21 protein-coding genes, 1 tRNA gene and 1 other RNA gene are annotated in these 24,820 nt (G+C 69.4%); 11 read left to right on the forward strand and 12 right to left on the reverse strand.

What is annotated here, in order from left to right:
- Nucleotides 1-9: 9 nt before the first annotated feature.
- Nucleotides 10-2,736 (reverse strand): pyruvate dehydrogenase (acetyl-transferring), homodimeric type, encoded by a 2,727-nt coding sequence (gene aceE, locus ESP57_RS01165; RefSeq protein ID WP_115958083.1) that lies wholly within the window; start codon nucleotides 2,734-2,736, stop codon nucleotides 10-12.
- A gap of 176 nt (nucleotides 2,737-2,912) precedes the next feature.
- On the opposite strand from aceE, the gene ESP57_RS01170 reads away from it, so the two are divergent.
- Nucleotides 2,913-3,365 (forward strand): peroxiredoxin, encoded by a 453-nt coding sequence (locus tag ESP57_RS01170; protein ID WP_129230844.1) that lies wholly within the window; start codon nucleotides 2,913-2,915, stop codon nucleotides 3,363-3,365.
- A 42-nt stretch (nucleotides 3,366-3,407) separates the two neighbouring features.
- On the opposite strand, the gene ESP57_RS01175 is transcribed toward ESP57_RS01170, so the two are convergent.
- A complete protein-coding gene (locus tag ESP57_RS01175; RefSeq protein WP_243648362.1) occupies nucleotides 3,408-4,109 on the reverse strand; it encodes a hypothetical protein in 702 nt (233 codons plus the stop codon).
- A 54-nt stretch (nucleotides 4,110-4,163) separates the two neighbouring features.
- Between ESP57_RS01175 and ESP57_RS01180 the strand changes: the two genes are divergently transcribed.
- Nucleotides 4,164-4,236 (forward strand) — tRNA-Val (locus ESP57_RS01180).
- Between the two features lie 49 nt (nucleotides 4,237-4,285).
- Here the strand turns inward: ESP57_RS01180 and ESP57_RS01185 are convergent.
- A complete protein-coding gene (locus tag ESP57_RS01185; protein WP_207904455.1) occupies nucleotides 4,286-4,987 on the reverse strand; it encodes a helix-turn-helix transcriptional regulator in 702 nt (233 codons plus the stop codon).
- Nucleotides 4,988-5,124: 137 nt separating this feature from the next.
- On the opposite strand from ESP57_RS01185, the gene ESP57_RS01190 reads away from it, so the two are divergent.
- The 4 genes from ESP57_RS01190 to rnpB all read left to right on the forward strand — a co-directional run bounded on the left by ESP57_RS01190 (nucleotide 5,125) and on the right by rnpB (nucleotide 8,546).
- Nucleotides 5,125-6,354 carry an NAD(P)/FAD-dependent oxidoreductase gene (locus ESP57_RS01190; RefSeq protein ID WP_243648363.1) on the forward strand — a complete coding sequence of 410 codons (1,230 nt, stop codon included), beginning with the start codon at nucleotides 5,125-5,127 and terminating at the stop codon, nucleotides 6,352-6,354.
- A 104-nt stretch (nucleotides 6,355-6,458) separates the two neighbouring features.
- Entirely contained in the window at nucleotides 6,459-7,277 is an 819-nt protein-coding gene (locus tag ESP57_RS01195; protein ID WP_129230286.1) for a Nif3-like dinuclear metal center hexameric protein, read from the forward strand.
- A 58-nt stretch (nucleotides 7,278-7,335) separates the two neighbouring features.
- Complete coding sequence (locus ESP57_RS01200) at nucleotides 7,336-8,073, forward strand: zinc ribbon domain-containing protein (protein ID WP_129230288.1); 738 nt, start codon at nucleotides 7,336-7,338, stop codon at nucleotides 8,071-8,073.
- 95 nt (nucleotides 8,074-8,168) lie between these two features.
- Nucleotides 8,169-8,546, forward strand: an RNA gene (rnpB, locus tag ESP57_RS01205) — RNase P RNA component class A.
- 54 nt (nucleotides 8,547-8,600) lie between these two features.
- Here the strand turns inward: rnpB and ESP57_RS01210 are convergent.
- The 3 genes from ESP57_RS01210 to map all read right to left on the reverse strand — a co-directional run bounded on the left by ESP57_RS01210 (nucleotide 8,601) and on the right by map (nucleotide 11,325).
- A complete protein-coding gene (locus ESP57_RS01210) occupies nucleotides 8,601-9,509 on the reverse strand; it encodes a patatin-like phospholipase family protein (RefSeq protein WP_129230290.1) in 909 nt (302 codons plus the stop codon).
- Between the two features lie 160 nt (nucleotides 9,510-9,669).
- Complete coding sequence (gene ppgK / locus ESP57_RS01215; RefSeq protein ID WP_056008627.1) at nucleotides 9,670-10,422, reverse strand: polyphosphate--glucose phosphotransferase; 753 nt, start codon at nucleotides 10,420-10,422, stop codon at nucleotides 9,670-9,672.
- A gap of 36 nt (nucleotides 10,423-10,458) precedes the next feature.
- On the reverse strand, nucleotides 10,459-11,325 hold the full coding sequence (map, locus tag ESP57_RS01220; protein ID WP_129230292.1) for a type I methionyl aminopeptidase: 867 nt from the start codon (nucleotides 11,323-11,325) through the stop codon (nucleotides 10,459-10,461).
- Between the two features lie 11 nt (nucleotides 11,326-11,336).
- Between map and ESP57_RS01225 the strand changes: the two genes are divergently transcribed.
- Nucleotides 11,337-11,522: an SPOR domain-containing protein gene (locus tag ESP57_RS01225; protein WP_056008634.1), complete on the forward strand. Its 186-nt coding sequence runs from the start codon at nucleotides 11,337-11,339 to the stop codon at nucleotides 11,520-11,522.
- Between the two features lie 27 nt (nucleotides 11,523-11,549).
- Here the strand turns inward: ESP57_RS01225 and panB are convergent, their stop codons facing one another.
- Entirely contained in the window at nucleotides 11,550-12,434 is an 885-nt protein-coding gene (gene panB, locus ESP57_RS01230; RefSeq protein WP_056008636.1) for a 3-methyl-2-oxobutanoate hydroxymethyltransferase, read from the reverse strand.
- Nucleotides 12,435-12,533: 99 nt separating this feature from the next.
- On the opposite strand from panB, the gene ESP57_RS01235 reads away from it, so the two are divergent.
- Nucleotides 12,534-13,889, forward strand: a complete 1,356-nt coding sequence (locus ESP57_RS01235; RefSeq protein ID WP_115958064.1) for a glutamine synthetase family protein — start codon at nucleotides 12,534-12,536, stop codon at nucleotides 13,887-13,889.
- An 8-nt stretch (nucleotides 13,890-13,897) separates the two neighbouring features.
- Nucleotides 13,898-16,915: a bifunctional [glutamine synthetase] adenylyltransferase/[glutamine synthetase]-adenylyl-L-tyrosine phosphorylase gene (locus ESP57_RS01240; RefSeq protein ID WP_129230294.1), complete on the forward strand. Its 3,018-nt coding sequence runs from the start codon at nucleotides 13,898-13,900 to the stop codon at nucleotides 16,913-16,915.
- A 176-nt stretch (nucleotides 16,916-17,091) separates the two neighbouring features.
- Here ESP57_RS01240 and glnA read toward each other — a convergent pair whose 3' ends face one another.
- Nucleotides 17,092-18,516 carry a type I glutamate--ammonia ligase gene (glnA, locus tag ESP57_RS01245; protein WP_056008646.1) on the reverse strand — a complete coding sequence of 475 codons (1,425 nt, stop codon included), beginning with the start codon at nucleotides 18,514-18,516 and terminating at the stop codon, nucleotides 17,092-17,094.
- Between the two features lie 137 nt (nucleotides 18,517-18,653).
- Here glnA and ESP57_RS01250 point away from each other — a divergent pair, with 137 nt between their 5' ends.
- Nucleotides 18,654-19,088: an RDD family protein gene (locus ESP57_RS01250; RefSeq protein ID WP_129230296.1), complete on the forward strand. Its 435-nt coding sequence runs from the start codon at nucleotides 18,654-18,656 to the stop codon at nucleotides 19,086-19,088.
- Nucleotides 19,089-19,187: 99 nt separating this feature from the next.
- Here the strand turns inward: ESP57_RS01250 and ESP57_RS01255 are convergent, their stop codons facing one another.
- From ESP57_RS01255 to lipB, 3 genes are all read right to left on the reverse strand, one after another.
- Nucleotides 19,188-19,901: a DUF4191 domain-containing protein gene (locus ESP57_RS01255; RefSeq protein ID WP_129230298.1), complete on the reverse strand. Its 714-nt coding sequence runs from the start codon at nucleotides 19,899-19,901 to the stop codon at nucleotides 19,188-19,190.
- A 72-nt stretch (nucleotides 19,902-19,973) separates the two neighbouring features.
- Entirely contained in the window at nucleotides 19,974-20,963 is a 990-nt protein-coding gene (lipA, locus tag ESP57_RS01260) for a lipoyl synthase (protein ID WP_207904457.1), read from the reverse strand.
- On the reverse strand, nucleotides 20,960-21,595 hold the full coding sequence (gene lipB, locus ESP57_RS01265; protein ID WP_129230300.1) for a lipoyl(octanoyl) transferase LipB: 636 nt from the start codon (nucleotides 21,593-21,595) through the stop codon (nucleotides 20,960-20,962). The genes lipA and lipB overlap by 4 nt, the downstream gene beginning before the upstream one ends.
- A gap of 108 nt (nucleotides 21,596-21,703) precedes the next feature.
- On the opposite strand from lipB, the gene ESP57_RS01270 reads away from it, so the two are divergent.
- Nucleotides 21,704-23,269, forward strand: coding sequence for a serine/threonine-protein kinase (locus tag ESP57_RS01270; protein WP_129230302.1), 1,566 nt, complete (start codon nucleotides 21,704-21,706; stop codon nucleotides 23,267-23,269).
- Here ESP57_RS01270 and ESP57_RS01275 read toward each other — a convergent pair.
- A complete protein-coding gene (locus ESP57_RS01275; RefSeq protein WP_129230304.1) occupies nucleotides 23,266-24,795 on the reverse strand; it encodes a 2-oxo acid dehydrogenase subunit E2 in 1,530 nt (509 codons plus the stop codon). The two genes, ESP57_RS01270 and ESP57_RS01275, sit on opposite strands and share 4 nt — an antisense overlap.
- Nucleotides 24,796-24,820 lie beyond the last annotated feature (25 nt).

Genomic DNA, 24,820 nt, shown 5'->3' on the forward strand with positions numbered 1-24,820 from the left:
CGTCGCCTGCTAGCTCTCTCCGCCGGCCGATCCGGTGGTGCCGGCGTTCACGTCGTGCAGGCGGTACTTCTCAATCGCCTGGGCGGGGAGTGAACGGTCGACCTCACCGCGGTCCGCGAGGAGTTCGAGCGTGCGGACGACGACCGACGGTCCGTCGATCTTGAAGAAGCGACGCGCGGCCGCGCGCGTGTCGGAGAACCCGAAGTCGTCGGCGCCGAGCGTGGCGTACTGACCGGGCACGTACGCGCGGATCTGGTCGGGGACCGCGTGCATGTAGTCCGAGACCGCCACGAACGGGCCGTTCGCCCCGGTGAGCTTCTGCGTGAGGTACGGGACCTTGCGCTCGGCGTCGGGGTTCAGGAAGTTGTGCTCGTCGGCGGCGAGGCCGTCGCGTCGCAGCTCCGCCCAGCTCGTGACCGACCAGACATCGGCCGACACGCCCCAGTCTTCGGCGAGGAGCTGCTGCGCCTCGAGGATCCACGGCACCGAGACGCCGGAGGCGAGCAGTTGCGCCTTCGGTCCCGCCACGCCGGACTCGTTCAGGCGGTGGATGCCTCGGATGATCCCGTCGACGTCGACGCCCTCGGGCTCGACCGGCTGCACGAGCGGCTCGTTGTAGACCGTGACGTAGTACATGACGTTGGGGTCGTCGTGCGAACCGCCGTACATGCGCTCGAGGCCCGAGCGCATGATGTGCCCGATCTCGTAGCCGTACGCCGGGTCGTACGAGACGACGGCCGGGTTGGTCGAGGCGAGCAGCGGCGAGTGGCCGTCGGCGTGCTGGAGGCCCTCGCCCGTGAGCGTCGTACGGCCGGCGGTCGCGCCGATGATGAACCCGCGGGCCATCTGGTCGCCGGCGGCCCACATCGCGTCGCCCGTGCGCTGGAAGCCGAACATCGAGTAGAAGACGTACACCGGGATGAGCGGCTCGCCCTGCGTCGAGTACGACGTGCCGACGTTGGTGAACGCCGCCATGGCGCCGGCCTCGTTGATGCCGACGTGGATGATCTGGCCCTGCGGGCTCTCCTTGTAGGCGAGCAGCAGTTCGCGGTCGACCGAGGTGTAGTGCTGGCCGTTCGGGTTGTAGATCTTCGCGGTCGGGAAGAACGCGTCGATGCCGAAGGTGCGCGCCTCGTCGGGGATGATCGGCACGATGCGGTGGCCGAAGTCCTTCGAGCGGATCAGGTCCTTCAGCAGTCGCACGAACGCCATGGTCGTGGCGATCTCCTGCGTGCCGGAGCCCTTCTTCGCGATCGCGTAGGCCGAGTCGTCGGGGAGCGAGATCGCCGTGTGGTTCGACCGGCGCTCGGGCAGGTAGCCGCCGAGTTCGCGGCGACGCTCGTGCAGGTACTGGATCGCCTCGTCCTGATCGCCGGGCGTGTAGTACGGCGGCAGGTAGGGGTTCTCCTCGAGCTGCGCGTCCGTGATCGGGATGCGCATCTGGTCGCGGAACGTCTTGAGGTTGTCGAGGGTCATCTTCTTCATCTGGTGGGTCGCGTTGCGCCCCTCGAAGGCCGGACCCAGGCCGTAGCCCTTGATCGTCTTCGCCAGGATGACCGTCGGCTGGCCCTTGTGCTCGCTGGCCGCCTTGAACGCCGCGTAGACCTTGCGGTAGTCGTGACCGCCGCGCTTCAGGCCCCACACCTCGTCGTCGGACAGGTGCGAGACGAGCTCGAGCGCTCGGGGGTCGCGGCCGAAGAAGTTCTCCCGCACGTACGCGCCCGACTCGGCCTTGTAGGTCTGGTAGTCGCCGTCGGGGGTGACGTTCATGAGGTTGCGGAGCGCGCCGTCGTGGTCGCGGGCGAGCAGGTCGTCCCACTCGCGGCCCCAGACGACCTTGATGACGTTCCAGCCGGCGCCGCGGAAGAAGCTCTCGAGCTCCTGGATGATCTTGCCGTTGCCGCGCACCGGACCGTCGAGACGCTGCAGGTTGCAGTTGATCACGAAGTTCAGGTTGTCGAGGCCCTCGTTCGCGGCGACCTGGAGCTGGCCACGGCTCTCGACCTCGTCCATCTCGCCGTCGCCGAGGAACGCCCAGACCTGCTGGTCGCTCGCGTCCTTGATGCCGCGGTTCGTCAGGTACTTGTTGGCCTGCGCCTGGTAGATCGCGTTGATCGGCCCGAGGCCCATCGACACGGTCGGGAACTGCCAGAACTCCGGCATGAGGCGCGGGTGCGGGTACGACGAGAGGCCGTCGGGCGCGTGCGACTTCTCTTGGCGGAAGCCGTCGAGCTGGTCGGACGAGAGGCGGCCCTCGAGGAACGCGCGGGCGTAGGTGCCGGGGGAGGCGTGGCCCTGCACGAAGATCTGGTCGCCGCCACCGGGGTGGTCCTGGCCGCGGAAGAAGTGGTTGAAGCCGACCTCGTAGAGTGCCGCCGACGACGCGTAGGTCGAGATGTGACCGCCGACGGAGATGCCGGGGCGCTGCGCACGGTGCACGAGCACCGCCGCGTTCCATCGGATCCAGGCGCGATAGCGGCGCTCGATCTCCTCGTCGCCGGGGAACTCGGGCTCGTTCTCGGGGGCGATCGTGTTCAGGTAGTCGGTGGTCGGAACCATCGGCACGCCGAGGTGCAGCTCCTTGGAGCGCTTCAGCAGGCTGAGCATGATCTCTCGCGCGCGCTGGTGTCCCTTCTCGGCGACAAGTGCATCAAGGGATTCAGCCCATTCGGAAGTCTCTTCCGGATCGGCGTCCATCGCCTCGACCGAGTAGGGATCCTGGTCGTTGACAGTCACACTCGACCTCTCTCTTCAGCAGATCGTGCCTGCGGGGTGTGGGATGTGCGCACGCCGAATGGGCCGGTTCACGGCCGGGTGGCACCACGCCATCCTAGTGATTCTATGCCCGCGAGGTGGGGGCTAGGCTGAGGCCCCGGTCGACCGAACGTCCCGCGGAAGGAAGCCGTCCCGTGATCCTCGCTCCCGGCGCTGCTGCGCCCGACTTCACGCTCGTGAACCAGTTCGGCCAGCCCGTGCGGCTCTCCGGGCTCCGCGGTCGCCCCGTCGCGCTCGTCTTCTTCCCACTGGCCTTCTCGCGCATCTGCCATGGCGAGCTCTGCGAGCTGCGCGACAACATCGCCATGTTCGAGGGGCCGGATGTCGCGCTGCACGCGATCTCCGTCGACTCGAAGCACACCCTGCGCGCGTGGGCCGAACGCGAGGACTACGACTTCCCGCTGCTCGCGGACTTCTGGCCGCACGGCGCGGTCGCGGACTCGTTCGGCGCGTTCGATGCCGGCACCGGGCTCGCCGAACGGGCGACGTTCGTGATCGACGCCGACGGGATGGTCGCCGCGAGCTTCGCGACCCCTCGCGGCGAGGCCAGGTCGCTCGATCAGTATCGGCAGGCGCTCGCGGCGCTCTGAGCGAGCAGATGCGGCATCCGCTCGCTCGTACCGCCTCGGACGTCAGCCGAGGATGTTGACGGAGCGGGCGATCACGAGCGCGAGGATGAGGAACCCGCCGAATGCCTGGAGCGCCATCAGGAGCTTGAATCGCGGCGAGAGCGGCATCGCGTCGGTCGCGCTGAACGCCATCGAGTTCGACAGGGCGGTGTAGAAGTAGTCGACGAATCGCGGCATCCAGTCGCGCACCGCAGACGAGCGCGCCGCGACCTCGGTGACGGCGTCGTCGTCCTCGTCCTGCGGGAAGCGGAAATCGGCCGGAGGCAGGTCGGCACGAGCTTCCATGGTGCGCATGACCGGGCCGCCGCGATCGAGCTCCCAGTACAGCAGCGTGAAGCCGATGACGTTCGCGACCCAGATCTGCAGCGCGGCGAGGAGCAGTCCGTGGGCGTCGTCGGCATCCCCACCGGCGAGTGCCGCGAGCAGGAGCACGAGCGTGAGTTGGTTCGCGACGACGAGACCGCCGGCGAGGGTGATGGACACCCACTTCGTGAACGTCGACCGTCGCGTGAGCCGGTGCGGGTTGGTGACGACGAGCGGCACGAGAAGGGCGACGCCGAAGACGACGACGATGAAGCGCTGCGGGCCGAGGAACTCGTTCGGCAGCGCCGCGTAGAGGCCCAGCGCGACGACGAGGGCGACGACGGAGGGCCACCGGTGCTCCGTCGGCGTGCTCCGGCTCGGATGCTGCTGCATCGGCTCCATGGCCGTGAGTCTAGGCAGCCCGCGGTAGCATTGGCGTGCGCCGCGCGCGGTCGCGGGCCTTTAGCTCAGTTGGTAGAGCGCCACGTTTACACCGTGGATGTCGTCGGTTCGAGCCCGGCAGGGCCCACCGGAACCGAGGGTGGTCCCCGACGACACGTGGTCGGGTTCTCCGAGCCTCACGCCTCGGTCGTCCGATGGCTGGTCGAAGCGCCCTGCCGCGTCGATCTCAGTCGCACGCAGCAGTAGCCGTCGCGAGGCTCGAGCACGGCTGCGACGTCGCGCTCACCGAGACCGCGGACCGCGCCGTCGAGCAGCGCCGCGTTCGCCGCGCAGATGGTCGCGGTGTGGTTGCGCGCCACACGATCGAACGGGCAGTTGGTGAGCAGCATGCCGTCGTCGCCGTCGTCGACGGGCGCATAGCCGAGCCGCTCGAGCACCGCCGGCATCGAGTCGGCGGCACCGCCGAGCGCACGCCCCAGCCTCGCCGAGACGCGCTCGAGTGTCGGGCCGATCGGCGTGCGCGCCCGATCGGATTCCTCCACCGCGCGGCTCAGCAGCTCTGCCGCGAGGTCGTAGTGACGCTCGGGCACCGACACCGAGATCTCGCCGGGCATCGCGCGGTAGAGCTTCGCGGGGCGACCGGCGCCAGGACCGGTGCGACCGTTCCGACGCTGGAACTCGGTGCGGAGGAGGCCCGCCTCCACCAGCCGGTCGAGGTGGAACGCCGCCGTTCCGCGCGCCATGCCGAGGGCGGAGGCTGCTTCGTCGCGCCCGACGGGCTCCGGATGCCTCGCCACGAACTCGAAGAGAGCCCGTCGTTGCGGGTCGGCGATCGAGGCGACCGCCGCGAGGTCGTCCTGACGTGCGGAGTCGTCCATGCGCGACATCCTAACTCTAAAACAGGGTTTCCTGACGAAAGAAGGAATCTAAAACAAGCGTCGTTGACTTAAGAAATCGCGACTCGTAGGGTCGGGAACATGAGATGTGCTCGAATCGCATCGAGAGGCGGACCATCGTGACCCAGGCGCCGAGTTTCGTCATCGTCGGCGGGGGACTCGCCGGCGCCACCGCGGCGAAGACACTCCGAGAGGAGGGCTTCGACGGCGGCATCCACCTGATCGCGAGCGAGGCGCATCATCCGTACATCCGTCCGCCGTTGTCGAAGGACTTCCTCGCCGGCGCCGCCGATCGCGATTCGGTGTTCGTCGAGTCGCCGGAGTGGTACCGCCGACACCTGATCGACCTCCGACTCGGCACCACGGCCACCTCGTTCGATCCGGTGGCCCATCGCGTGCACCTCGACTCCGGGCCGCCGCTCGAGTACGACGCGCTGCTGCTCGCGACCGGGTCGACCGCTCGGCGGCTGACGATCCCCGGCGCAGATCTGCACGGCGTGCGGACGCTCCGCACGCTCGACGACTCCGAGGCGCTGCACGACGAGCTCGCCGACGGCGGACGGCGACTCGTGCTGATCGGCTCCGGCTGGATCGGCATGGAGGTCGCCGCGACGGCGCGTACCCTCGGCAACGAGGTGACCATCCTCGAGCGCGATCCGGTGCCGCTCGCGAACGCGCTCGGCGATGAGCTCGGAGGCATGTTCGCCGAACTGCACGTCGAGCACGGCGTCGAGTTGCGAGCCTCAGTGGTCGTCTCCGAGATCACGGGCGAGCACGGCCGCGCCACGGGTGTGCGACTCGACAGCGGCGAGCGCTTCGCCGCCGACCTCGTGCTGGTCGGGGTCGGCGCGATCCCGAATCTCGACCTGGCCCGGGACGCCGGCGTCGCGATCGACTCGGGGGTGCTCACCGACGCCGCCCTCCGCACCGATCTGCCCGATGTCTACGCGGCGGGCGACATCGCCGAGGCGTATCAGCCGCTGGCCGGCATACGACTCCGGAGCGAGCACTGGGCGAACGCCCTGCACGGCGGCGCCGCTGCCGCCCGCTCGATGCTCGGAATCCCGGTCTCCTACGACGACATCCCGTACTTCTACACCGACCAGTACGACCTGGGCATGGAGTACTCGGGCTTCGGTCCGCTCGCAGGCGGCGCCGACATCGTGTACCGCGGCGATCGGGCGGCCCGCGAGTTCATCTCATTCTGGATCGCCGACGGCCGGGTGGTCGCGGGCATGAACGTCAACGTGTGGGACGTCAACGAAGCGGTGCAGGGCGTCATCCGTCGCGGCAACCACGTCGACCCGTTGCGTCTCGCCGATGAGCGGGTTCCGTTGGAGGAGCTGTGAACCCCGCGGCATCCTCGACCGCTGCACTCGAGAGCGCAGGGACCGGACGGCGATGACGGATGCCGCAGCAGACCGAGACGGTGCTCCGAAGGTAGGCTGAGCGGGTGACCGCCACCCTCGCCGACCTGCTGACGACGATCGAACGTCTCTGGCCGACCGCGGGTGCGGAGTCGTGGGATTCGCCGGGGCTCGTGACCGGCGACCCGAGCGCCCCGGTGCGGCGAGTGCTCTTCACGGTCGACGCCGTGGTCGAGACCGTCGACGAGGCGATCGCCGAGCGTGCCGACCTCGTGATCGCCCACCATCCGCTGCTCCTGCGCGGCGTCACCTCGATCGCCGAAGACCGGTACAAGGGCTCGCTGCTCGCGCGACTGATCCGTGCGGAGTGCGCACTGGTCACCGCCCACACCAACGCGGATGTCGTCTCCGCGGGCACCTCCGCAGTGCTCGCCGACCGCCTCGGGCTCGTCGAGACCACGCCCATCCAGCCGTCGACCGACCCGTCGCTCGGGCTCGGCCGCGTCGGTCGCCTGCCCGAACCCACGACCGTCGGTCGTCTCGCACGCATGCTCGCCGACCTCCTTCCTCCGACGGCGACGGGCGTGCGCGTCTCAGGCGGCTTCGACGACCCCGTCGAGACGGTCGCCGTCTGCGGCGGCGCCGGCGATTCGCTGCTCGGCGACCCCGCGGTGCGCCGCGCCGACGCGTACATCACCGCCGACCTCCGCCACCATCCCGCGTCGGAAGCACGCGAGCAGGCGAAGCTCACCGGCGGACCGGCGCTGCTCGATGTCTCCCACTGGGCGAGCGAGTGGCTCTGGCTCGACGTCGCGGCCGCGCAGTTGCGTGCAGCCCACCCCGAGCTCACCGTCACCGTCTCCGAACTGCGCACCGATCCCTGGGACTTCCAGATCGTGCAGTGACCAGCCGCCCCACCGACCCCCGTCCTCACCGACGACCCGATCCCTTGAGGAGCACCACGTGAAGGCCAGCCCCGCCGAACAGGAACAGCTGCTGCGACTGCAATCCCTCGACACCCGCCTCGCGCAGCTCGCGCACAAGCTCGGCTCGCTGCCGCAGGCCGGCCGGCTCGCCGAGTTCGCGGCACGCGACCAGGCCGTGCGCGGCACGCGTGCCGAGGCGCTCGGCACGCTCGAAGACGCCCGCGTCGAACTCAAGCGCCTCGAGTCCGATGTCGCCGTCGTCGAGGCCCGCATCGCGCGCGACAGCGAGCGCCTGCAGCACACCTCGTCAGTGAAGGATGTCTCGGCGCTCGAGTCCGAGCTCGCCTCGCTCCGACGGCGGCTGAACGACCTCGAAGAGCAAGAGCTCGTGGTGATGGAGCGGGTCGAGGAGGCCGATGTGGCCGTCTCGAGCATCGACCTGCAGCGCGAGGCGATCGTCACCGAGGTGGCGGCGCTCGAGGCCGAGCGCGACGAGGCTGCCGGGGATCTCGGCGTCCAGCGCGAGCAGACCGAACGCGATCGTGCCGTCGTCGCCGAGGGCGTCGCCGAGCCGCTGCTCGCCTTCTACGAGCAGCGTCGTGTGCGCGGCGGGGGAGTCGGAGCCGCGCTCCTCCGGGCCCGCACCTGCGGTGGCTGCGGGATCACGCTCACCGGTTCCGACCTCGAGTCGGTCCGTCGCTCAGCGCCCGACGAGGTGGTGCTGTGCCCCGAGTGCGATCGCATCCTCGTGCGAACCGACGAGTCGGGTCTCTGAGCCGCACCCGACCCCGGGGATCGGGCAACGGTCGTCGGCGATCGGATGCCTCGGCGATCCGGTCCCGGCCGCCGACGATAGACTTGAACCGCGAGTGGGTCGGCAAGACGGTCGCGTCGCACGGTTTCGATCGTGCGCCGAGGAACGTCCGGGCTCCACAGGGCAGGACGGTGGGTAACTCCCACCCGGGGCAACCCGCGAGACAGTGCCACAGAAAGCAGACCGCCCGGCGCGCAAGCGCCGGGTAAGGGTGAAACGGTGGGGTAAGAGCCCACCAGCGACCGCGGTGACGCGGTCGGCTCGGTAAACCTCGTCCGGAGCAAGGTCAGACAGGGAACGATGGGGCTGCCCGTCCCGTTCCCGGGTGGACCGCTGGAGGGCTGCGGCAACGTAGTCCCGAGAGAGATGGCCGTCCAGCCGGTGTCGCGAAAGCGCCCGGTGAACAGAACCCGGCGTATCAGCCGGCCCATTCGCACTCTTCGCACAGCGACTGGCGGCACCATCTCCCGAGAGGGCCCTGCCGAGCGTCAGCTCCAGAACTCGGCGAGCGCCGCTGCGAGGGATCGACCCTGGTCGTAGCCGCCTCGCGCCGCCGGACGGCGGGTTGCCGGGTCGAGCGCGTTGGCGTTGAACACGTCGCCCGAGGCGGCATCCGGGAAGACCGTCTCGACCAGGCTGCCGCCCGCTCGGAGTTCGTCGACCTGCGTTGCGAGGTCCAAACCCCACTCGGCGGGCGTTCGCGACCTCCCGCTGAACGGTTCCAGCACGAGAACACGTTCGTACCCGGCCGCGAGGTCGGCATTCGAGCTGCGACGGTATCCGCCGTTGAGATAACGGTCGTCTCCGATGCGATACGGCGTCAGGGCCGAGGTGCTGGCGGCGACGGCGTCGACCAGGTTGATTCCGCTCTCGCGGTCGAACACGACCGGTTCGCCCGTGCGAGCGTCGAGGGCGGGGATGAGCACGCGCTGCCGCGGCCAGTCGTGGTTGGGAAGCCGGGCGGCGACGATGTCGCGCCAGCGGGACGCATCCGAGCCGTCGGAGGAATCGAGGTCGAGCGCTGCAGCGCTCATGCGTCGACGCATGTCGCTCGCATCAGCAGCAGAGTCGATGATCCGGCTCGACCACGCCATGTAGTCCGGCCCCGAGAGCGCCGGTGCCCGCCTCTGATCGGATCCGACGGAGGCTGCCTGCGGCTGGTGCGGCTCGGCGAGGATGGGCGCGTACAGCTCGGCCGGCCGGGTGCCGCTCGTGATCTGGGCAGCCACCGTCGATCCCGCGGACGTGCCGATGATGACGTCGGCTTCGGTGAGATCGACGCCGTCGTCGAACAGGCCCGCGATGAACCCGAGTTGCCAGGCGTTGCCGGCCGCGCCGGCGCCGGCGAGCACCAGGGCTCGCGAGTGGTGGTCGTGCGTTGAAGATGTCGTGTGCATGGGAGTCGCCTTTCGCGAATTGCGTGTGGGGCGCTCCCTGTTGCGACTACTTCAGTCGCGCGATCGCGGACTGCGGGGGAGCACCCATTGCGGATACTGCGTTCATGGGTCTCACCTCCTGGTCGTCGATCACGATCATCGGTACGGTAGCACGCCCGCCCTAGTGCACCGCGAGGGACGCCGCGCCGAGGATGCCCGCGTTGTTGCGGTGCACCGCCGGCACGATCGGCGTCTTCAGGTCGAGCAGCGGCAAGAACTGGGAATGGTGCTTCGACACGCCCCCGCCGACCACGAAGAGATCGGGGGAGAAGATGAACTCCACGTGCGCGTAGAACCGCTGCAGCCGGCTCGCCCACTCCTGCCAGTCGAGCGAGTCCCGTTCCATCGCCGAGTAGGCCGCGTTCTTCTCGGCTTCGCGGCCGTCGAGCTCGATGTGGCCGAGTTCGGTGTTCGGTACGAGCACGCCGTCGTAGAGGAACGCCGAGCCGATGCCGGTGCCGAGCGTCGTCAGGATCACGAGGCCGTCGGCGTCGACGGCGGCACCGTAGCGGGCCTCGGCGTAGCCGGCGGCATCCGCGTCGTTGATGAAGTGGATCTCGCGGCCGAACGTCTCCTCGAAGAGCTCCTCGGCGGGCAGGCCGATCCACTCCTTCGAGATGTTCGCCGCCGAGAGGGTGCGGCCGTGCTTGACGATCGCGGGAAAGCACACGCCGAGGGGGAGTGCGTCGCCGAACTCGTCGGAGAGACCGTCGAGCAGTTCGGCGGTCGCGGCCAGGATGTCCGTCGGGCGACCACCCTCGGGCGTCGCGACCTTGCGCCGATCCGAGAGGAGCTCGCCGGTGCCGAGGTCGACGACCGCGCCCTTGATGCCCGTGCCGCCGATGTCGATCCCGATCGCGTGCTGTGTCGCCATAGCGGCCACACTATCGCGGGCCCGTTCGGGTGCCGTTCAGGGGAGCGTCAGGATCTCGGCTCCGCGTTCGGTGACGACGAGGGTGTGCTCGAACTGCGCGGTGAGCGAGCGGTCGCGCGTCACGATCGTCCAGTCGTCGGCCCAGACGTCCCACTCGATGCCGCCGCCGAGCGTCAGCATCGGCTCGATCGTGAAGACCATGCCCGGCTCCATCACGGTGTCGAACTCGGGGGCGTCGTAATGGGGGATGATCAGCCCCGAGTGGAACGCCCGTCCGACCCCGTGGCCCGTGTAGTCGCGAACGACGCCGTAGCCGAAGCGCTTCGCGTACGCCTCGATCGCGCGGCCGATCACGTTCACCTCGCGGCCGGGAGCGACGGCACGGATGCCGCGGCGCAGCGCTTCACGGGTGCGCTCGACGAGCTGGACGGTCGCTTCGTCCGCCTCGCCGACGACGAACGTGTGGTTGAGGTCGCCGTGGTAGCCGTCGAGGTACGCCGTGACGTCGATGTTCACGAGGTCGCCGTCGGCGAGCACGGTGTCGTCGGGGATGCCGTGGCAGATCACCTCGTTGACCGAGGTGCACGACGACTTCGGGAACCCCCGATAGCCGAGGGTCGACGGGTAGGCGCCATGCGCGACCACGAAGTCGTGCGCGATTCGATCGAGCTCATCGGTCGTCACGCCGGGACGGATCGCCCCCGACGCCGCCTCGATCGCTCCGGCCGCGACACGCCCGGCCGCACGGACGAGCTCGACTTCTTCGGGCGTGTACCGGTCGCCGCCGGAGTACGGGGAGGGCGCACGCTTGCCCACGTACTCGGGTCGCGGGATCGAGGCGGGCACCGCTCGAAGCGGCGACAGGCGTCCGGGGATCAGGTGGCCTGAGGCGTCCTTGGGCATAGGATCAGCCTATGGCCGAGGATGTCGAGCACATGTTCTGGTACAACCTGAACACCGGTGAGGTGGAGCAGGGATTCGTGTCGCCGTCGGTCGATCGGGTCGGGCCCTTCGAGACTCGTGCCGAGGCCGAACGGGCGCTCGAGATCCTGCGCGCGAACAGCGCGAAGTGGGCCGAAGAAGAGGCCGCCGAAGACTGAGTCGTCGGGTCGGCCTCGCCGCCTGCCTTATTCGTACGAGTGCTCGGAGTTCGGGTACACGCCCGCCTCGACGTCGGTGCGCCATTCCTTGGCGGCGGCGCTGAGGATGCCCGAGAGGTCGGCGTACTGCTTCACGAACTTCGGCACACGACCGATCGTGAGGCCCGCCCAGTCGGTCCAGACGAGCAGTTGGCCGTCGGTGTGCGGGCCGGCTCCGACGCTGATCGTGGGGATCTCGAGCAGCTCGGTGACCTGACGCGCGGCATCTGCCGGAACCATCTCGAGCACGACGGCGAACGCGCCGGCGTCCTGCACGGCCTTGGCATCGGCGAGCAGCCGCTTGACGCCCTCGCCGCGACCCTGGATGACGTGGCCGCCGAGGCCGTGTTCACTCTGCGGCGTGTAGCCGATGTGCGCCATCACGGGGATTCCAGCAGCAACGATGCGACGGATCTGCTTGTGGCTTCGCTCTCCGCCCTCGAGCTTCACCGCGTGCGCCCCGGTCTCCTTCATGAACCGCACGGCGGTGTGGAGGGCGTCTTCGGGGCCGTTCTCGTACGACCCGAACGGCATGTCGGCGACGACGAAGGCGCGCTTGACGGCCCCGGCGACCGCGCGGGTCAGCGGGATCAGTTCGTCGACCGTGACGGGCAGCGTGGTCTCGTAGCCGAAGACGTTGTTGCCGGCCGAGTCGCCGACGAGCAGGAAGTCGATGCCGGCCTCGTCGAAGATGCGAGCGGTGAGCTGGTCGTAGCTCGTGAGGCCCGTGATCTTGATGCCGTCGCGCTTGGCATTCTGGAAATGCCGGGTGCGCACGCGCTTCGGCCCTCCGGATGCGGCGGCACCGCCGTAGGGGTTCTGCTCGGTGCCGGCCGACGTGTCGGATGCTGCGTTCTGGGGCTCGCCTGACATGGGGCAAGTCTGGCACACGCGCCATCCGTCGCAGCCTCGCGAGCGCGCGCGAGCGAGCACCGCGAGCCAGTACGCTGAGAGGTGCGAGAGAGGGTGTGGATGGATAAGCAGCGCGACTTCGTTCTTCGCACGATCGAGGAGCGAGGGGTCAAGTTCGTCAGGCTCTGGTTCACCGACGTGGTCGGAACCCTGAAATCGGTGGCGATCGCGCCGGCCGAGGTCGAAGGAGCGTTCACCGAGGGCATCGGCTTCGACGGCTCGGCCATCGAGGGCCTCAGCCGTACCTTCGAGTCGGACCTGCTCGCCTACCCCGATCCGACGACGTTCCAGACGTTGCCGTGGCGCGGGGACATCGACCCCACGGCGCGCATGTTCTGCGACATCACGACGCCCGACGGCGAGCCCGCGGTCTCCGACCCGCGCAACGTGCTGAAGCGCACCCTCGCACGTGCAGCCGATCGCGGATTCACGTTCTACACGCACCCCGAGATCGAGTTCTACCTGCTGAAGTCGTCGAAGTACGGGGCATCCGGCCCCGAGCCCGTCGACTCCGCCGGCTACTTCGACAACGTTCCCGGCGGCACCGCACACGACTTCCGCCGCCGCTCGGTGCGCATGCTCGAAGACCTCGGCATCTCGGTGGAGTTCAGCCACCATGAGGCGGGTCCCGGCCAGAACGAGATCGACCTGCGCTACGCAGATGCACTGACGACCGCCGACAACATCATGACGTTCCGCACGGTCATCAAAGAGGTCGCGATCGAGCAGGGCGTCTACGCGACGTTCATGCCGAAGCCGTTCTCCGGCCAACCGGGCAGTGGCATGCACACGCACATGTCGCTGTTCGAGGGCGATGCCAACGCCTTCTACGAGCCCGGCGCGCAGTACCAGCTCTCCAAGGTCGGCCGGCAGTTCATCGCCGGACTGCTGACCCACGCTCCAGAGATCACCGCCGTCACGAACCAGTTCGTGAACTCGTACAAGCGGCTCTGGGGCGGGGTCGGGCCCGACAAGCTCGCCGAGGCGCCCAGCTTCGTCTGCTGGGGGCACAACAACCGTTCGGCGCTCGTGCGCGTGCCGCTGTACAAGCCCGGCAAGGGGCAGAGCGCTCGGGTCGAATATCGGGCGATCGACTCCGCGGCGAATCCGTATCTCGCATTCTCGCTGCTGCTGGCCGCGGGCATGAAGGGCATCGAGGAGGGCTACGAGCTTCCGCCCGAGGCCGAAGACGACGTGTGGGCGCTGACCGATCGTGAGCGACGTGCACTCGGCTACGACCCGCTGCCCGCGAGCCTCGATCACGCGGTGCAGCTCATGGAGGAGTCGGAGCTCGTCGCCGAGACGCTCGGCGAGCAGGTGTTCAACTACGTGCTGGCGAACAAGCGGGCCGAGTGGCGCGACTACCGCTCCGAGGTCACCCCGTTCGAGCTGCAGCGCAACCTCGAGATCCTCTGACGCAGCGGATGTCTCGTCAGGCCCCCACGCTCGGAAGAGTCGCTCGTGCGGGCTTCGGCGATCTGAGCGGCGCCGCGTCGGCGCTCGAATCGTTGTCGACCGGCACGGGCGTCGAGCTCGACTCGCTCCTCGAGGTCTTCGCCCAGGCCGCCGATCCCGACGAGGCGCTCGCGGTCGTCGCGCGACTCCGCGAACAGGCGCCGAACGAGCTCGCGACAGTGCTCGAGCACGAGAACGCCGCGGCGCGCCTGGTTCGCCTCGTCGGGGCGTCACGCGGCTTCGCCGACTTCCTGCTGCGGCACCCGTCGGATCTCGCGATGTTCGCGCAGGTGCCGGGCCCGCCGCCGAGCGTCGGCGAGGCGCGTGCGTCACTGCTGGCGGCGCTCGACGACGTCCCCGCCGCGACCGCCGACCTCACGGAGGCGGCGGCTCGGGCGATCCGCATCCGGTACCGCCGGCTGCTCGCGGATGTCGCGGTGTACGACCTCACCCGTGCCGATGCGGTCGACGTCGTCGACGTCGTCGCCGCGGGTCTCGCGGATCTCGCCGGCGCGACGCTCGATGCGGCGCTCGCGGCCGCTCGTCGTGTCGTCGGCCGCACACCGGCGGAGCCGGCGGCGCCTGGGCGTTATCCCATCGCGGAGGTCGCGGCCACGAGGCTCGCGATCATCGGCATGGGCAAGGCCGGCGCTCGCGAGCTCAACTACGTGAGCGACGTCGACGTCATCTTCGTCGCCGAGTCCGCCGATGAAGAGATCGTCTCCACGCCGAGGGCGCTCGACATCGCGACCAGGCTCGCCATGCTGACGATGCGCATCATCGGCGAGCCCGGCATCGAGCCACCGCTCTGGGAGGTCGACCCGAACCTGCGCCCCGAGGGCAAGGACGGCGCGCTCGTGCGCACGCTCGAGTCGCATCTGCAGTACTACGACCGGTGGGCGAAGAGCTGGGAGTTCCAGGCGCTGCTGAAGGCGAGGCCGCTCGCCGGAGACCTCGAGCTCGGCGGGCGCTACATCGCCGGCGTCGCGCCGAAGGTGTGGTCGAGTTCTGGTCGCGAGGGCTTCGTCGAGTCCGTGCAGGGCATGCGCGAGCGAGTCACCCAGCACATCCCGGCCGACGAGGTCGACGTGCAGATCAAGCTCGGGCCCGGCGGCATCCGCGACATCGAGTTCACGGTGCAGCTGCTGCAGCTCGTGCACGGCGCGTCCGACGACGGCATCCACCAGCGCGGAACGCTGCCCGCCCTCGCCGCACTCGCCGAGCTCGGCTACGTCGGCCGCGAGGAGGCGGCCGAGTTCGCGCGCGACTACCGTGTGCTGCGCGTGCTCGAGCACCGGGTGCAGCTCGAGCGGTTGCGCCGCACGCACCTGATGCCCCGTGACGAGCACCGGCTCCGCGTGCTCGCCCGTGCTTCGGGCCTCGGTCGCACAGCAGACGAACTCATGGCCGTCTGGCACGCCACCCGCTTGCGGGTGCGGGGCCTGCACGAACGCCTCTTCTACCGGCCGCTGCTGTCGGCTGTGGCGGCGCTGCCGGCATCCGGTCTCGGACTCACGAGCGCGCAGGCCGAAGCGCGTCTCGCCGCGATCGGCTTCCGTGACCCGCGTGGAGCGCTCGCCCACATCGCGGCGCTCACGACCGGCGTCTCGCGGCGCGCGCAGATCCAGCGCAACCTCATGCCCGTGCTCATCTCGTGGTTCGCCGACGGCACCGACCCCGACTTCGGGCTGCTCTCGTTCCGGCGTCTCAGCGACACCCTCGGTACGACCCACTGGTATCTGCGGCTGCTCCGCGACTCCTCCGACGCGGCGTTGCGGCTGACCAGGGTGCTCTCGGGATCCCGTTTCACCGCCGAACTGCTCGAGCGCAGCCCCGAATCGGTCGCGTGGCTCGAAGACCTCGACGAGCTGCGGCCTCGATCGATCGCGGCCCTCGAAGACGAGGGCCGGGCCGTGCTGCGGCGCCACGAGGAGCCCGACGTCGCAGCCAAGATCTTCCGCGCCATCCGTCGCCGTGAGGTGCTGCGGCTCGCGCTGTCCGGAATCCTCGACGTCTGCACCGTCGAGGAGCTCGGCCACGCGCTCAGCGACGTCACCGAGAACCACATCGCCGCCCTCGTCGCCGCGATCCGCGGCGCCGAGTCCGACGGCATCGAGTTCGCAGTGATCGGCATGGGCCGCTTCGGCGGCCGCGAGCTCGGCATCGGTTCCGACGCCGACATCATCTACGTCTACCGCCCGACGGATGCCGCGCCCGACGCGGCCCACTCGCGGGCGCTCCGCATCGTCTCCGAACTCGTGCGCCTCAGCGAAGACGCGCGCCTGCCCTTCGACCTCGATGCGGATCTCCGCCCCGAGGGCCGCAACGGCGTCGTCGCCCGTTCACTCGACGCGTACCGCGCGTACTACGCGAGGTGGTCGCTGACCTGGGAGGCCCAGGCACTCCTGCGGGCCCGCGGGGTGGCCGGCAACCGCGCACTCATCGAAGAGTTCACCGAGCTCGCCGACACCGTGCGATACCCCGAGGCGATCAGCGAGCGCGACGTGCGCGAGGTGAAGCGCATCAAGGCTCGCGTCGAGAACGAGCGGTTGCCGCAGGGTGCCGACCCGACCCGCCACCTGAAGCTCGGGCGCGGATCGCTGTCCGACGTCGAGTGGTTCGTGCAGCTCATCCAGCTGCAGCACGCCGCCGCCGTTCCGGCGCTGCGCACGACGTCGACGCTCGACGCGCTGGCCGCTGCGGTCGAACATGATCTCGTCGAGGCATCCGATGCCGAGACCCTTCGCGCGGCGTGGATCTTCGCCTCGCGAGCCCGGTCCGCCCTCACGCTCTGGCTCGACCGCACGACCGACGTGCTGCCCGTCGAGCGCTCGCAGCTCGAGGGCGTCGCCCGCATCATGGGCTACCCACCGGGCTCGGCGACCCAGCTCGAACAGGACTACCTGCACGTCACGCGACGCGCTCGAGTCGTCTTCGATCGCGGCTTCTACGGGGTCGAACCGCGGCGCGAGCCATCCATCAGCTGAGCCGGACCGCGCTGTAGACGGCGATCCCACCGCGATCGGTGCTTGGCGTCGCGCTGCCGTGGAACGACGAATGGGCCCGCACCGCCGAAGCGGTGCGGGCCCATCCAAGGTCGGATCCTACGGCTGCAGGGGGGATGCAGCTTCGGATCCTGGGGACTGCAGAGGGGGCTGCAGGATCAGACGCCGTAGTAGAGCTCGAACTCGAACGGGTGGGGACGCTGAGCCAGCGGCTTCAGCTCCTTCTCGCGCTTGTAGTCGATCCACGTCTCGATGAGCTCCTTGGTGAACACGCCGCCCTCGAGGAGGAAGTCGTGATCGGCCTCGAGCGCGTCGAGCGCCTCGCCGAGCGAGCCCGGGACCTGGGGGATGGCCTTGGCCTCCTCGGGGGGAAGCTCGTAGAGGTCCTTGTCGACGGGCTCGTGCGGCTCGATGCGGTTCTTGATGCCGTCGAGGCCCGCCATGAGCTGCGCGGCGAACGCGAGGTACGGGTTGCCCGAGGCATCCGGCGCGCGGAACTCGATGCGCTTGGCCTTGGGGTTCGTGCCCGTGATCGGGATGCGGATCGATGCCGAACGGTTGCCCGCCGAGTACACGAGGTTGACGGGAGCCTCGAAGCCCGGAACGAGGCGGTGGTAGGAGTTCACCGTCGGGTTCGTGAAGGCCAGCACCGCGGGGGCGTGCTTCAGCAGGCCGCCGATGTACCAGCGCGCGAGGTCGGAGAGCCCGCCGTAGCCCGCCTCGTCGTAGAAGAGGGGCTTGCCCTCGCTCCAGAGCGACTGGTGGGTGTGCATGCCCGAGCCGTTGTCGCCGAAGAGCGGCTTCGGCATGAACGTCGCGCTCTTGCCCCACTGGTCGGCCGTGTTCTTGACGATGTACTTGAACTTCAGGATGTCGTCGGCCGCGTGCACCATGGTGTCGAAGCGGTAGTTGATCTCCTGCTGGCCGCCGGTGCCGACCTCGTGGTGCGAACGCTCCAGCACGAAGCCTGCGTCGATGAGCTTGAGGGTGATGTCATCGCGCAGGTCTGCGGTCTTGTCGACGGGGCTGACCGGGAAGTAGCCGCCCTTGTAGGGGGTCTTGTTGCCGAGGTTGCCGCCCTCTTCGACACGGCCGGAGTTCCAGGCGCCCTCTTCGGAGTCGACCGAGTAGAAGCTCGAGTGCTGGTTGACCTCGTAGCGCACGTCGTCGAAGATGTAGAACTCGGCCTCGGGGGCGAAGAACGCGGTGTCGGCGATGCCGGTCGAAGCCAGGTACTTCTCGGCCTTCTTGGCGACCTGACGCGGGTCCTTCGAGTAGATCTCGCCATTGCGCGGGTTGTAGATGTCGAACACCATGATGAGCGTGCGCTCGGCGCGGAACTGGTCGATGTACGCCGTCGTCACGTCGGGGATGAGCTGCATGTCGGACTCGTGGATGTTCGCGAAGCCGCGGATCGAGGAGCCGTCGAACAGCTGGCCGACGGTGAAGAACTCTTCATCGACAGTGGAGGCCGGGATGTTGAAGTGCTGCTGCACGCCCGGAAGATCGGTGAAGCGGATGTCGAGGAACTTGACATCCGTCTCCTTGATGAACTTGAGAACTTCGGACGAATCGCTGAACATGTTTGCGCAGTCTCCAAGAGGACTAGTACCGGACGGACTTTCACAGCCGGTAGCGACGCTAGCCGGGTGCCGTTTCCCACCCGTGACCGGAATGTTTCGGCCATGTTACGCCCAGCGGGGCTCGGTAGACTCATCGGGTGCCTGACGCGAAACCCCAGACCTTCGGAGACCTCGAGCCGAGCCGGTGGCCGGGGGAGCGGCTCGGGCTGCCGAGTGAAGGGCGCGGCTCCGTGGCCCGAGCCGGTCGCCGCATCGCCGCGTTGCTCGTCGATTGGGCGAGCGCGATGCTCATCTCGCTGCTCTTCACGCCGTACGAGTCGGTCGCCTACACCTGGGTCACTCCGCTCGTGTTCGCCGTGCTGCAGATCGTCTTCATCCCGACCATCGGCGGCAGCATCGGACATCGACTGCTCGGCATGCGGGTCATCCCGCTCGAGGGCGGCTGGATCGGCATCTGGCGCCCGGTCAAGCGAACCGCGCTGCTGCTCATCGTGGTGCCGGCCCTCGTGTGGGACTCCGACCAACGCGGCTTCCACGACAAGGTCGCCGGCACGGTGCTCATCCGCTACTGAGGTCCCCATCCGCTCCGGCGGCGCCGAGGCATCCGCTCGCCTGAAGCACGAACGCGGCATCCGTCATCGGATGCCGCGTTCGTTTCGTTCAGTGCCGGGTCAGCGCATCTTGCCGCGCTGCGGGCGCGCCTTCATCGGGTCGATGCCCTTGGGGATCGGCAGGGAGGACTGGAGCGAGTTGAGGCGGTTCGAGACCGCGAGGACCTCGGGCTTGGTGAGCGCCTTCTTCGTCTTGCGGAGCGTCACGGGAAGCTTGTGGAGCGCGATCGATCCCTCGTCGTCGCCGACCGAGATCTGCGTGACCGGGACGTTCGGGAGAATGCGGGTGACCTTGCGCTGCTCCTCGTCGAGCATGCGCTTCGTGCGAGAGACGGGACCCTCGCTGATGAGCGCGACCCCGCCGCGACCGACGGCGCGGTAGATGGCGTCTTGGGTCTTGCCGTTGACGGCGACGGGCATCTCGTTACCGACCCATCCGCCGCGGAGGCCGCTGCGGAGCACCGCACCGACCGCGCCGGGCTGGCCCTCGATCTGCGAGTACGCGGCGCGCTCGGCACGACGACCGAGGATCACGAGCGCGATGAGGAGGCCGGCGAGCACGCCCGCGACGACCCAGAGGGCGATCGTGAAGCCGTTGCCCTCGCTCAGCCAGAGCGCCAGGCCCAGGCTCACGAGTACCGGAGCGAGGAAACCGAGGAGCATCAGCCACTGCGCGGTGGAATCGTAGCGGCGGGTCATCTGGAAGACCTGCCACATCTGCTTCATGCGGCCGGGCTCCTTCTGAGCCTTCGATGCGTCCTTGGTGCGTGCCATGTTCTCAAGGATACCGGCGCGGAGGGCCGTCTCGGACCGCGATCTGCGCACGGTCCGAGACGGCGGATGCCGTTAGCCGACCGCCTGGGCGAAGCCGAGCGACGCATCGGCGAGATGCGAGAGCTCGGGGGGCAGCTGTCGCCCCTTCGCCTGCATCGACTGCGCCCAGAGGCGACCTGCGCGGTAGGACGAGCGCACGAGCGGTCCGGCGAGCACGCCGAGGAATCCGATCGCCTCTGCCTCCTCCTTGATCTCGACGAATTCCTCGGGCCGTACCCACCGGGCCACCGGCAGGTGCCGGGGGCTCGGACGCAGGTACTGGGTCACCGTGATGATGTCGGTCCCCGCGTCGTGCAGGTCCTGGAGCGCCTGCGACACCTCGTCCCGCTCCTCGCCCATGCCGAGGATGAGGTTCGACTTGGTGATGAGGCCGGCCTCGCGTCCCTGCGTGATCACGTCGAGCGATCGCTCGTACCGGAAGGCCGGGCGGATGCGCTTGAAGATGCGCGGCACCGTCTCGACGTTGTGCGCGAACACCTCGGGTTCGGCGTCGAACACCTGCTGCAGCAGCTCGGGCACCCCGTTGAAGTCCGGCACGAGGATTTCCACTCCGGTGCCGGGCGACTGACGGTGGATCTCGCGGATCGTCTCGGCGTAGAGCCATGCGCCGCCGTCGGGCAGGTCGTCGCGGGCGACGCCCGTGACGGTCGAGTAGCGCAGCTGCATGCGCAGCACGGACTCGCCGACGCGACGGGGTTCATCGGCGTCGAAGTCTGCGGGCTTGCCCGTGTCGATCTGGCAGAAGTCGCAGCGCCGGGTGCACTGCGATCCGCCGATGAGGAAGGTCGCCTCGCGGTCCTCCCAGCACTCGTAGATGTTGGGGCATCCGGCTTCCTGGCACACGGTGTGCAGGTCCTCGCTCTTCACGAGCGACTGCAGCGCCCGGTACTCGGGCCCCATCTTCGCTCGCGTCTTGATCCACTCGGGCTTGCGCTCGATCGGCGTCTGGGCATTGCGGATCTCGAGGCGCAGCATCTTGCGCCCCTCGGGTGCGGTGCTCACGCGGCGATCGCCGCCTCGGCGCGGAATCGCGCGGAGATCGGCTCGACGAGATCGGCCGGGGTCACGGTGCGACCCAGCTCACGGCTGATCGTGGTCACTCCCGCGTCCCGGATGCCGCAGGCGACGATCCGCTCGTAGGCATCGAGCTCGTTGCTCGCGTTGAGGGCGAAGCCGTGCATGGTGACGCCGTTCTCGACCCTGATGCCGATGGCGGCGATCTTGTTCTCGTGGCCGGGCGGCCCGACCCAGACGCCGGACCTGCCGTCGACGCGACGCGACTCGAGACCGATGCCCGCGAGCACGTCGATGAGGATGCCCTCGAGCCGCCGGACGTATCCGACGACGTCGATCGGTTCCGGCAGGCGAAGGATCGGATAGCCGACGAGTTGGCCGGGGCCGTGCCAGGTGATCTTGCCACCGCGATCGACGTCGATGACGGGAGTCCCGTCGGTCGGCCGTTCGTCGGGCGCTGTGCGCTTGCCGGCGGTGTAGACGGAGGGGTGCTCCAGGAGGAGTACGGTGTCGGGGCGTTCGCCCCTGACAACCGCGCGATGGACGGCGCGCTGAAGGTCGAGACCCTCGATGTACGGCACGGAGTTGGCGCTTAGCCCCGTGACGACGATGTCGAGCATGGGATCCAGCTTAGGTCACTCGTCCTCGACAGCGGTCGTCGACAGGGCGGCTTCCCCAGACATGCGGCGGGTGCCTCGGCGGCGCGGATCGAGGAGCACGCTGGCTGCATGGTTCGATCCAGCAGACGCAAGGTCCGTGGCCACGGACAGGCACCCGACTCCGCCTCCAGTACCGGCGGCAGCACCGAGCCGGCGCGCGATCGACGCCCGCCATCGGAGACGACGCTCGCGGGCTATCGCCTGCTCCGGCGCATCGCATCGGGTGAGCGTGCCGATGTCTTCCTCGCGGCCGTCGACGGCCCTGCCGAGGATCCGGCGCCGCTCGTGGTCGTGCGGGTCTACGACGCCGCAGCGAACGGAGCGGCGATCGCTCTCGAGATCGAGGCGATGTCGACGGATGCGTCGGGGTCGCTGCCCGCCCTCATCGACATCGCGACACTCGACGACGGGCGTTGCGCGCTGGCCGTCGAACGAATCGCCGGCGCCCCGATCTCCCGCGTGATCGCCGAGCGCCGTCTCGCCCCGGGCGAAGCGGTGACCGTGCTCGCCCCGATCGCCGTCGCGGTCGGCGAACTCGCGCGTCGTGGATTCGTCCACACCCGGCTGTCGCCCGGAGACGTGCTGCTTGACGGCCGAGGGCGACCCCGACTGATCGGCCTCGGCGGGCTCGAGCGGCTCTCGGCGTCGCCCCAGGAACGCACACCGCTGCTTCGCGCGGGCCACGTCGCCCTTGCCGAGCTGGTCGCCGAGGTCGTGGCGGCGACAGAGCGACCGGAGGTCTTCGCGGACGTCCTCGATCTCGTGGAGTCACGTCTTTCGATGCGGCCGTTCGCTCCGTGCGAGGCGGAACTCGAGCGTGCGCTCTTCGCAGCCGCCGATCCGGCTCCGGTCCGCGGCATCGCCGCCGCCGCTCCAAGGGGGCTGCCTTCGCGGGTGACGGTGCCGCTCGAGCTCGGGACGCGGGTCGACCGGCGCGACGGTGCGTACGTCGGAGATGACGGGGGCGCATCCGACCCGCCGGTGCGGAGCGCGATCCGTGCCGTCCTCGACCTCGCGCAGTGGCCTGCATTCCTCGCCGATGGTCGTCGGAGCGGCGACGTCGCCGAGGCTCCCGAAGCACGAGGCGCGCCGCCGGACGTCAGGAAAGGGGTGCAGGCGATGCTGCGGCGGCGACGCCCGGCACTCGTCGTCGCCTCGCTCATCGGCGGGGGAGCGCTGGTCCTGCTGCTGACGCTCGTGCCGCCGAAGTCGGTCGATGCCGCGCCCTCCGAGACTGGAGCCCGGACCGCTGCGCCGGTGGCCGAGACCTCCGAGCGTGACCCGGCGACGAACCCGCCCTCGCTCGATGCGGTCTCCGGCGACGACCCTGTGGCTGCCGTTCAGGCGCTGCTCGTGCAGCGTGCCGAGTGCTTCGACCGGCTCGATCTGGCATGCCTCGAGTCGATCGTCCAGCCCGGTTCCGCTGCTGAAGCCGCCGAAGTCGCGGCGATGGGCATCGCGCGCGACGGCGGAGACGCGCCGCCGGCGTTCGACGCTTCTGGCGCCGCCGTGACCGCCGAGATGGGTTCGGCGGTACTCGTCACCGTTCCCTATGCATCGGGCGAACGAGAACCGGCCTCGCTCCTCGTGATGAGGGGCGAGGCCGGTTGGCGACTCCGAGAGATCTTCGACTAGATGCCGAGGTCCGACTCGAACGCGCCCTCTTCGAGCCGCTGCTTGACGGCGGTGAGGAAGCGGGCTGCGTCGGCGCCGTCGATGATCCGGTGGTCGTACGAGAGTGCGAGGTAGACCATCGAGCGAACGGCGATCGCGTCGGCGCCGTCGGTCGAGACGACCACGGGGCGCTTCACGACGGTGCCGGTGCCGAGGATCGCCGACTGCGGCAGGAACACGACCGGCGTGTCGAAGAGCGCACCGCGCGAACCGGTGTTCGTCAGGGTGAAGGTGCCCCCGGACAGCTCGTCGGGCTTCAGCTGGTTGTTGCGCGTGCGCTCGGCGAGGTCGGCGATCTGCGCGGCGAGGCCGGCGATGTCGAGCTCGGCCGAGTCGCGGATCACCGGGGTGAGGAGTCCGCGCTCGGTGTCCACCGCGATGCTCATGTTCTCCTGCGCCGGGTAGACGATGCTGTCACCGTCGACCGTGGAGTTGATGATCGGGTACGCACGCAGTGCCTCGGCCGCGGCCATGGCGAAGAACGGCAGGAAGGAGAGCTTGTTGCCGGTCTTCGCGAGGAAGTCGCCCTTCACCTTGTCGCGCAGGCGCGCAACCCGGGTCACGTCGACCTCGACGACCGTCGTGAGCTGCGCGGTCGACGTCATCGAGACGACGGCGCGCTCGGCGACGACCTTGCGAAGGCGCGTCATCGGCACGGTGGTGCCGCGCAGCGGCGAGACCTCGAGCGGCTGACGTGCGGGAGCCGCTTCAGCGGACGCCGCAGGCGCGACGTTCGCGGAGATGACGTCCTGCTTGCGGATGCGACCGCCGACACCGGTGCCGGTGACACTGGCGAGGTCGACGCCTTGCTCGTTCGCGAGCTTGCGGACGATCGGCGTGACGTAGCCGGCGGGACCGGCGTGCGAGCCACCGGTCGGGGCAGGCGCGGCGGGAGCTGCCGGCGCCTGGGCGGCGGGTTCAGCGACCGGCGCTGCAGGAGCAGCCGGTGCCTGGGCGACCGGCTCGGCGACCGGCGCAGCAGGAGCAGCGGGTGCCTGGGCAACGGGCTCGGCGACCGGCGCAGCAGGAGCAGCGGGTGCCTGGGCGACCGGCTCGGCGACCGGCGCAGCAGGAGCTGCCGGTGCCTGGGTGACCGGCTCGGCGACCGGAGCTGCGGGTGCCTGGGCAACCGGCTCGGCGGCCGGCGCCGCGGGGGCAGCCGGTGCTTCGGGCTCTGCAGGGGCCGCCGGAGCAGCCTCGGTCGCGGGCGCTGCGGCCTCGGGCGCGGCGGGAGCAGCAGCTGCACCCGATCCATCGCCGATCGTCACGAGCGCGGTGCCGACCTCGACGGTCTCGTCCTCCTGGACGAGGATCGCTTCGATGACACCCGCGACGGGCGACGGGATCTCGGTGTCGACCTTGTCGGTCGAGACCTCGAGCAGCGGCTCGTCGACCTCGACACGGTCGCCGACATTCTTCAGCCAGCGGGTGACCGTGCCCTCAGTGACACTCTCTCCGAGTGCCGGGAGGCTGACGGATTCGCTCATGCGCTTGTCTCCTTCACAGCGTGGG

Origin of the sequence: Agromyces fucosus (assembly GCF_004134865.1) — a bacterium.
GTDB lineage: Bacteria > Actinomycetota > Actinomycetes > Actinomycetales > Microbacteriaceae > Agromyces > Agromyces fucosus.

Bases quoted from the DNA above. Each gene is read 5' to 3' on its own strand.
- ESP57_RS01275 (WP_129230304.1), bottom strand. From the start codon at position 24,795: ATGAGCGAATCCGTCAGCCTCCCGGCACTCGGAGAGAGTGTCACTGAG.
- ESP57_RS01210 (WP_129230290.1), bottom strand. From the start codon at position 9,509: ATGCACACGACATCTTCAACGCACGACCACCACTCGCGAGCCCTGGTG.
- ESP57_RS01185 (WP_207904455.1), bottom strand. From the start codon at position 4,987: ATGGACGACTCCGCACGTCAGGACGACCTCGCGGCGGTCGCCTCGATC.
- ESP57_RS01175 (WP_243648362.1), bottom strand. From the start codon at position 4,109: ATGGAGCCGATGCAGCAGCATCCGAGCCGGAGCACGCCGACGGAGCAC.
- ESP57_RS01255 (WP_129230298.1), bottom strand. From the start codon at position 19,901: ATGGCACGCACCAAGGACGCATCGAAGGCTCAGAAGGAGCCCGGCCGC.
- glnA (WP_056008646.1), bottom strand. From the start codon at position 18,516: ATGTTCAGCGATTCGTCCGAAGTTCTCAAGTTCATCAAGGAGACGGAT.
- lipB (WP_129230300.1), bottom strand. From the start codon at position 21,595: ATGCTCGACATCGTCGTCACGGGGCTAAGCGCCAACTCCGTGCCGTAC.
- panB (WP_056008636.1), bottom strand. From the start codon at position 12,434: ATGTCAGGCGAGCCCCAGAACGCAGCATCCGACACGTCGGCCGGCACC.
- ESP57_RS01240 (WP_129230294.1), top strand. From the start codon at position 13,898: ATGTCTCGTCAGGCCCCCACGCTCGGAAGAGTCGCTCGTGCGGGCTTC.
- ESP57_RS01270 (WP_129230302.1), top strand. From the start codon at position 21,704: ATGGTTCGATCCAGCAGACGCAAGGTCCGTGGCCACGGACAGGCACCC.
- map (WP_129230292.1), bottom strand. From the start codon at position 11,325: ATGCCCAAGGACGCCTCAGGCCACCTGATCCCCGGACGCCTGTCGCCG.
- ppgK (WP_056008627.1), bottom strand. From the start codon at position 10,422: ATGGCGACACAGCACGCGATCGGGATCGACATCGGCGGCACGGGCATC.
- ESP57_RS01225 (WP_056008634.1), top strand. From the start codon at position 11,337: ATGGCCGAGGATGTCGAGCACATGTTCTGGTACAACCTGAACACCGGT.
- ESP57_RS01235 (WP_115958064.1), top strand. From the start codon at position 12,534: ATGGATAAGCAGCGCGACTTCGTTCTTCGCACGATCGAGGAGCGAGGG.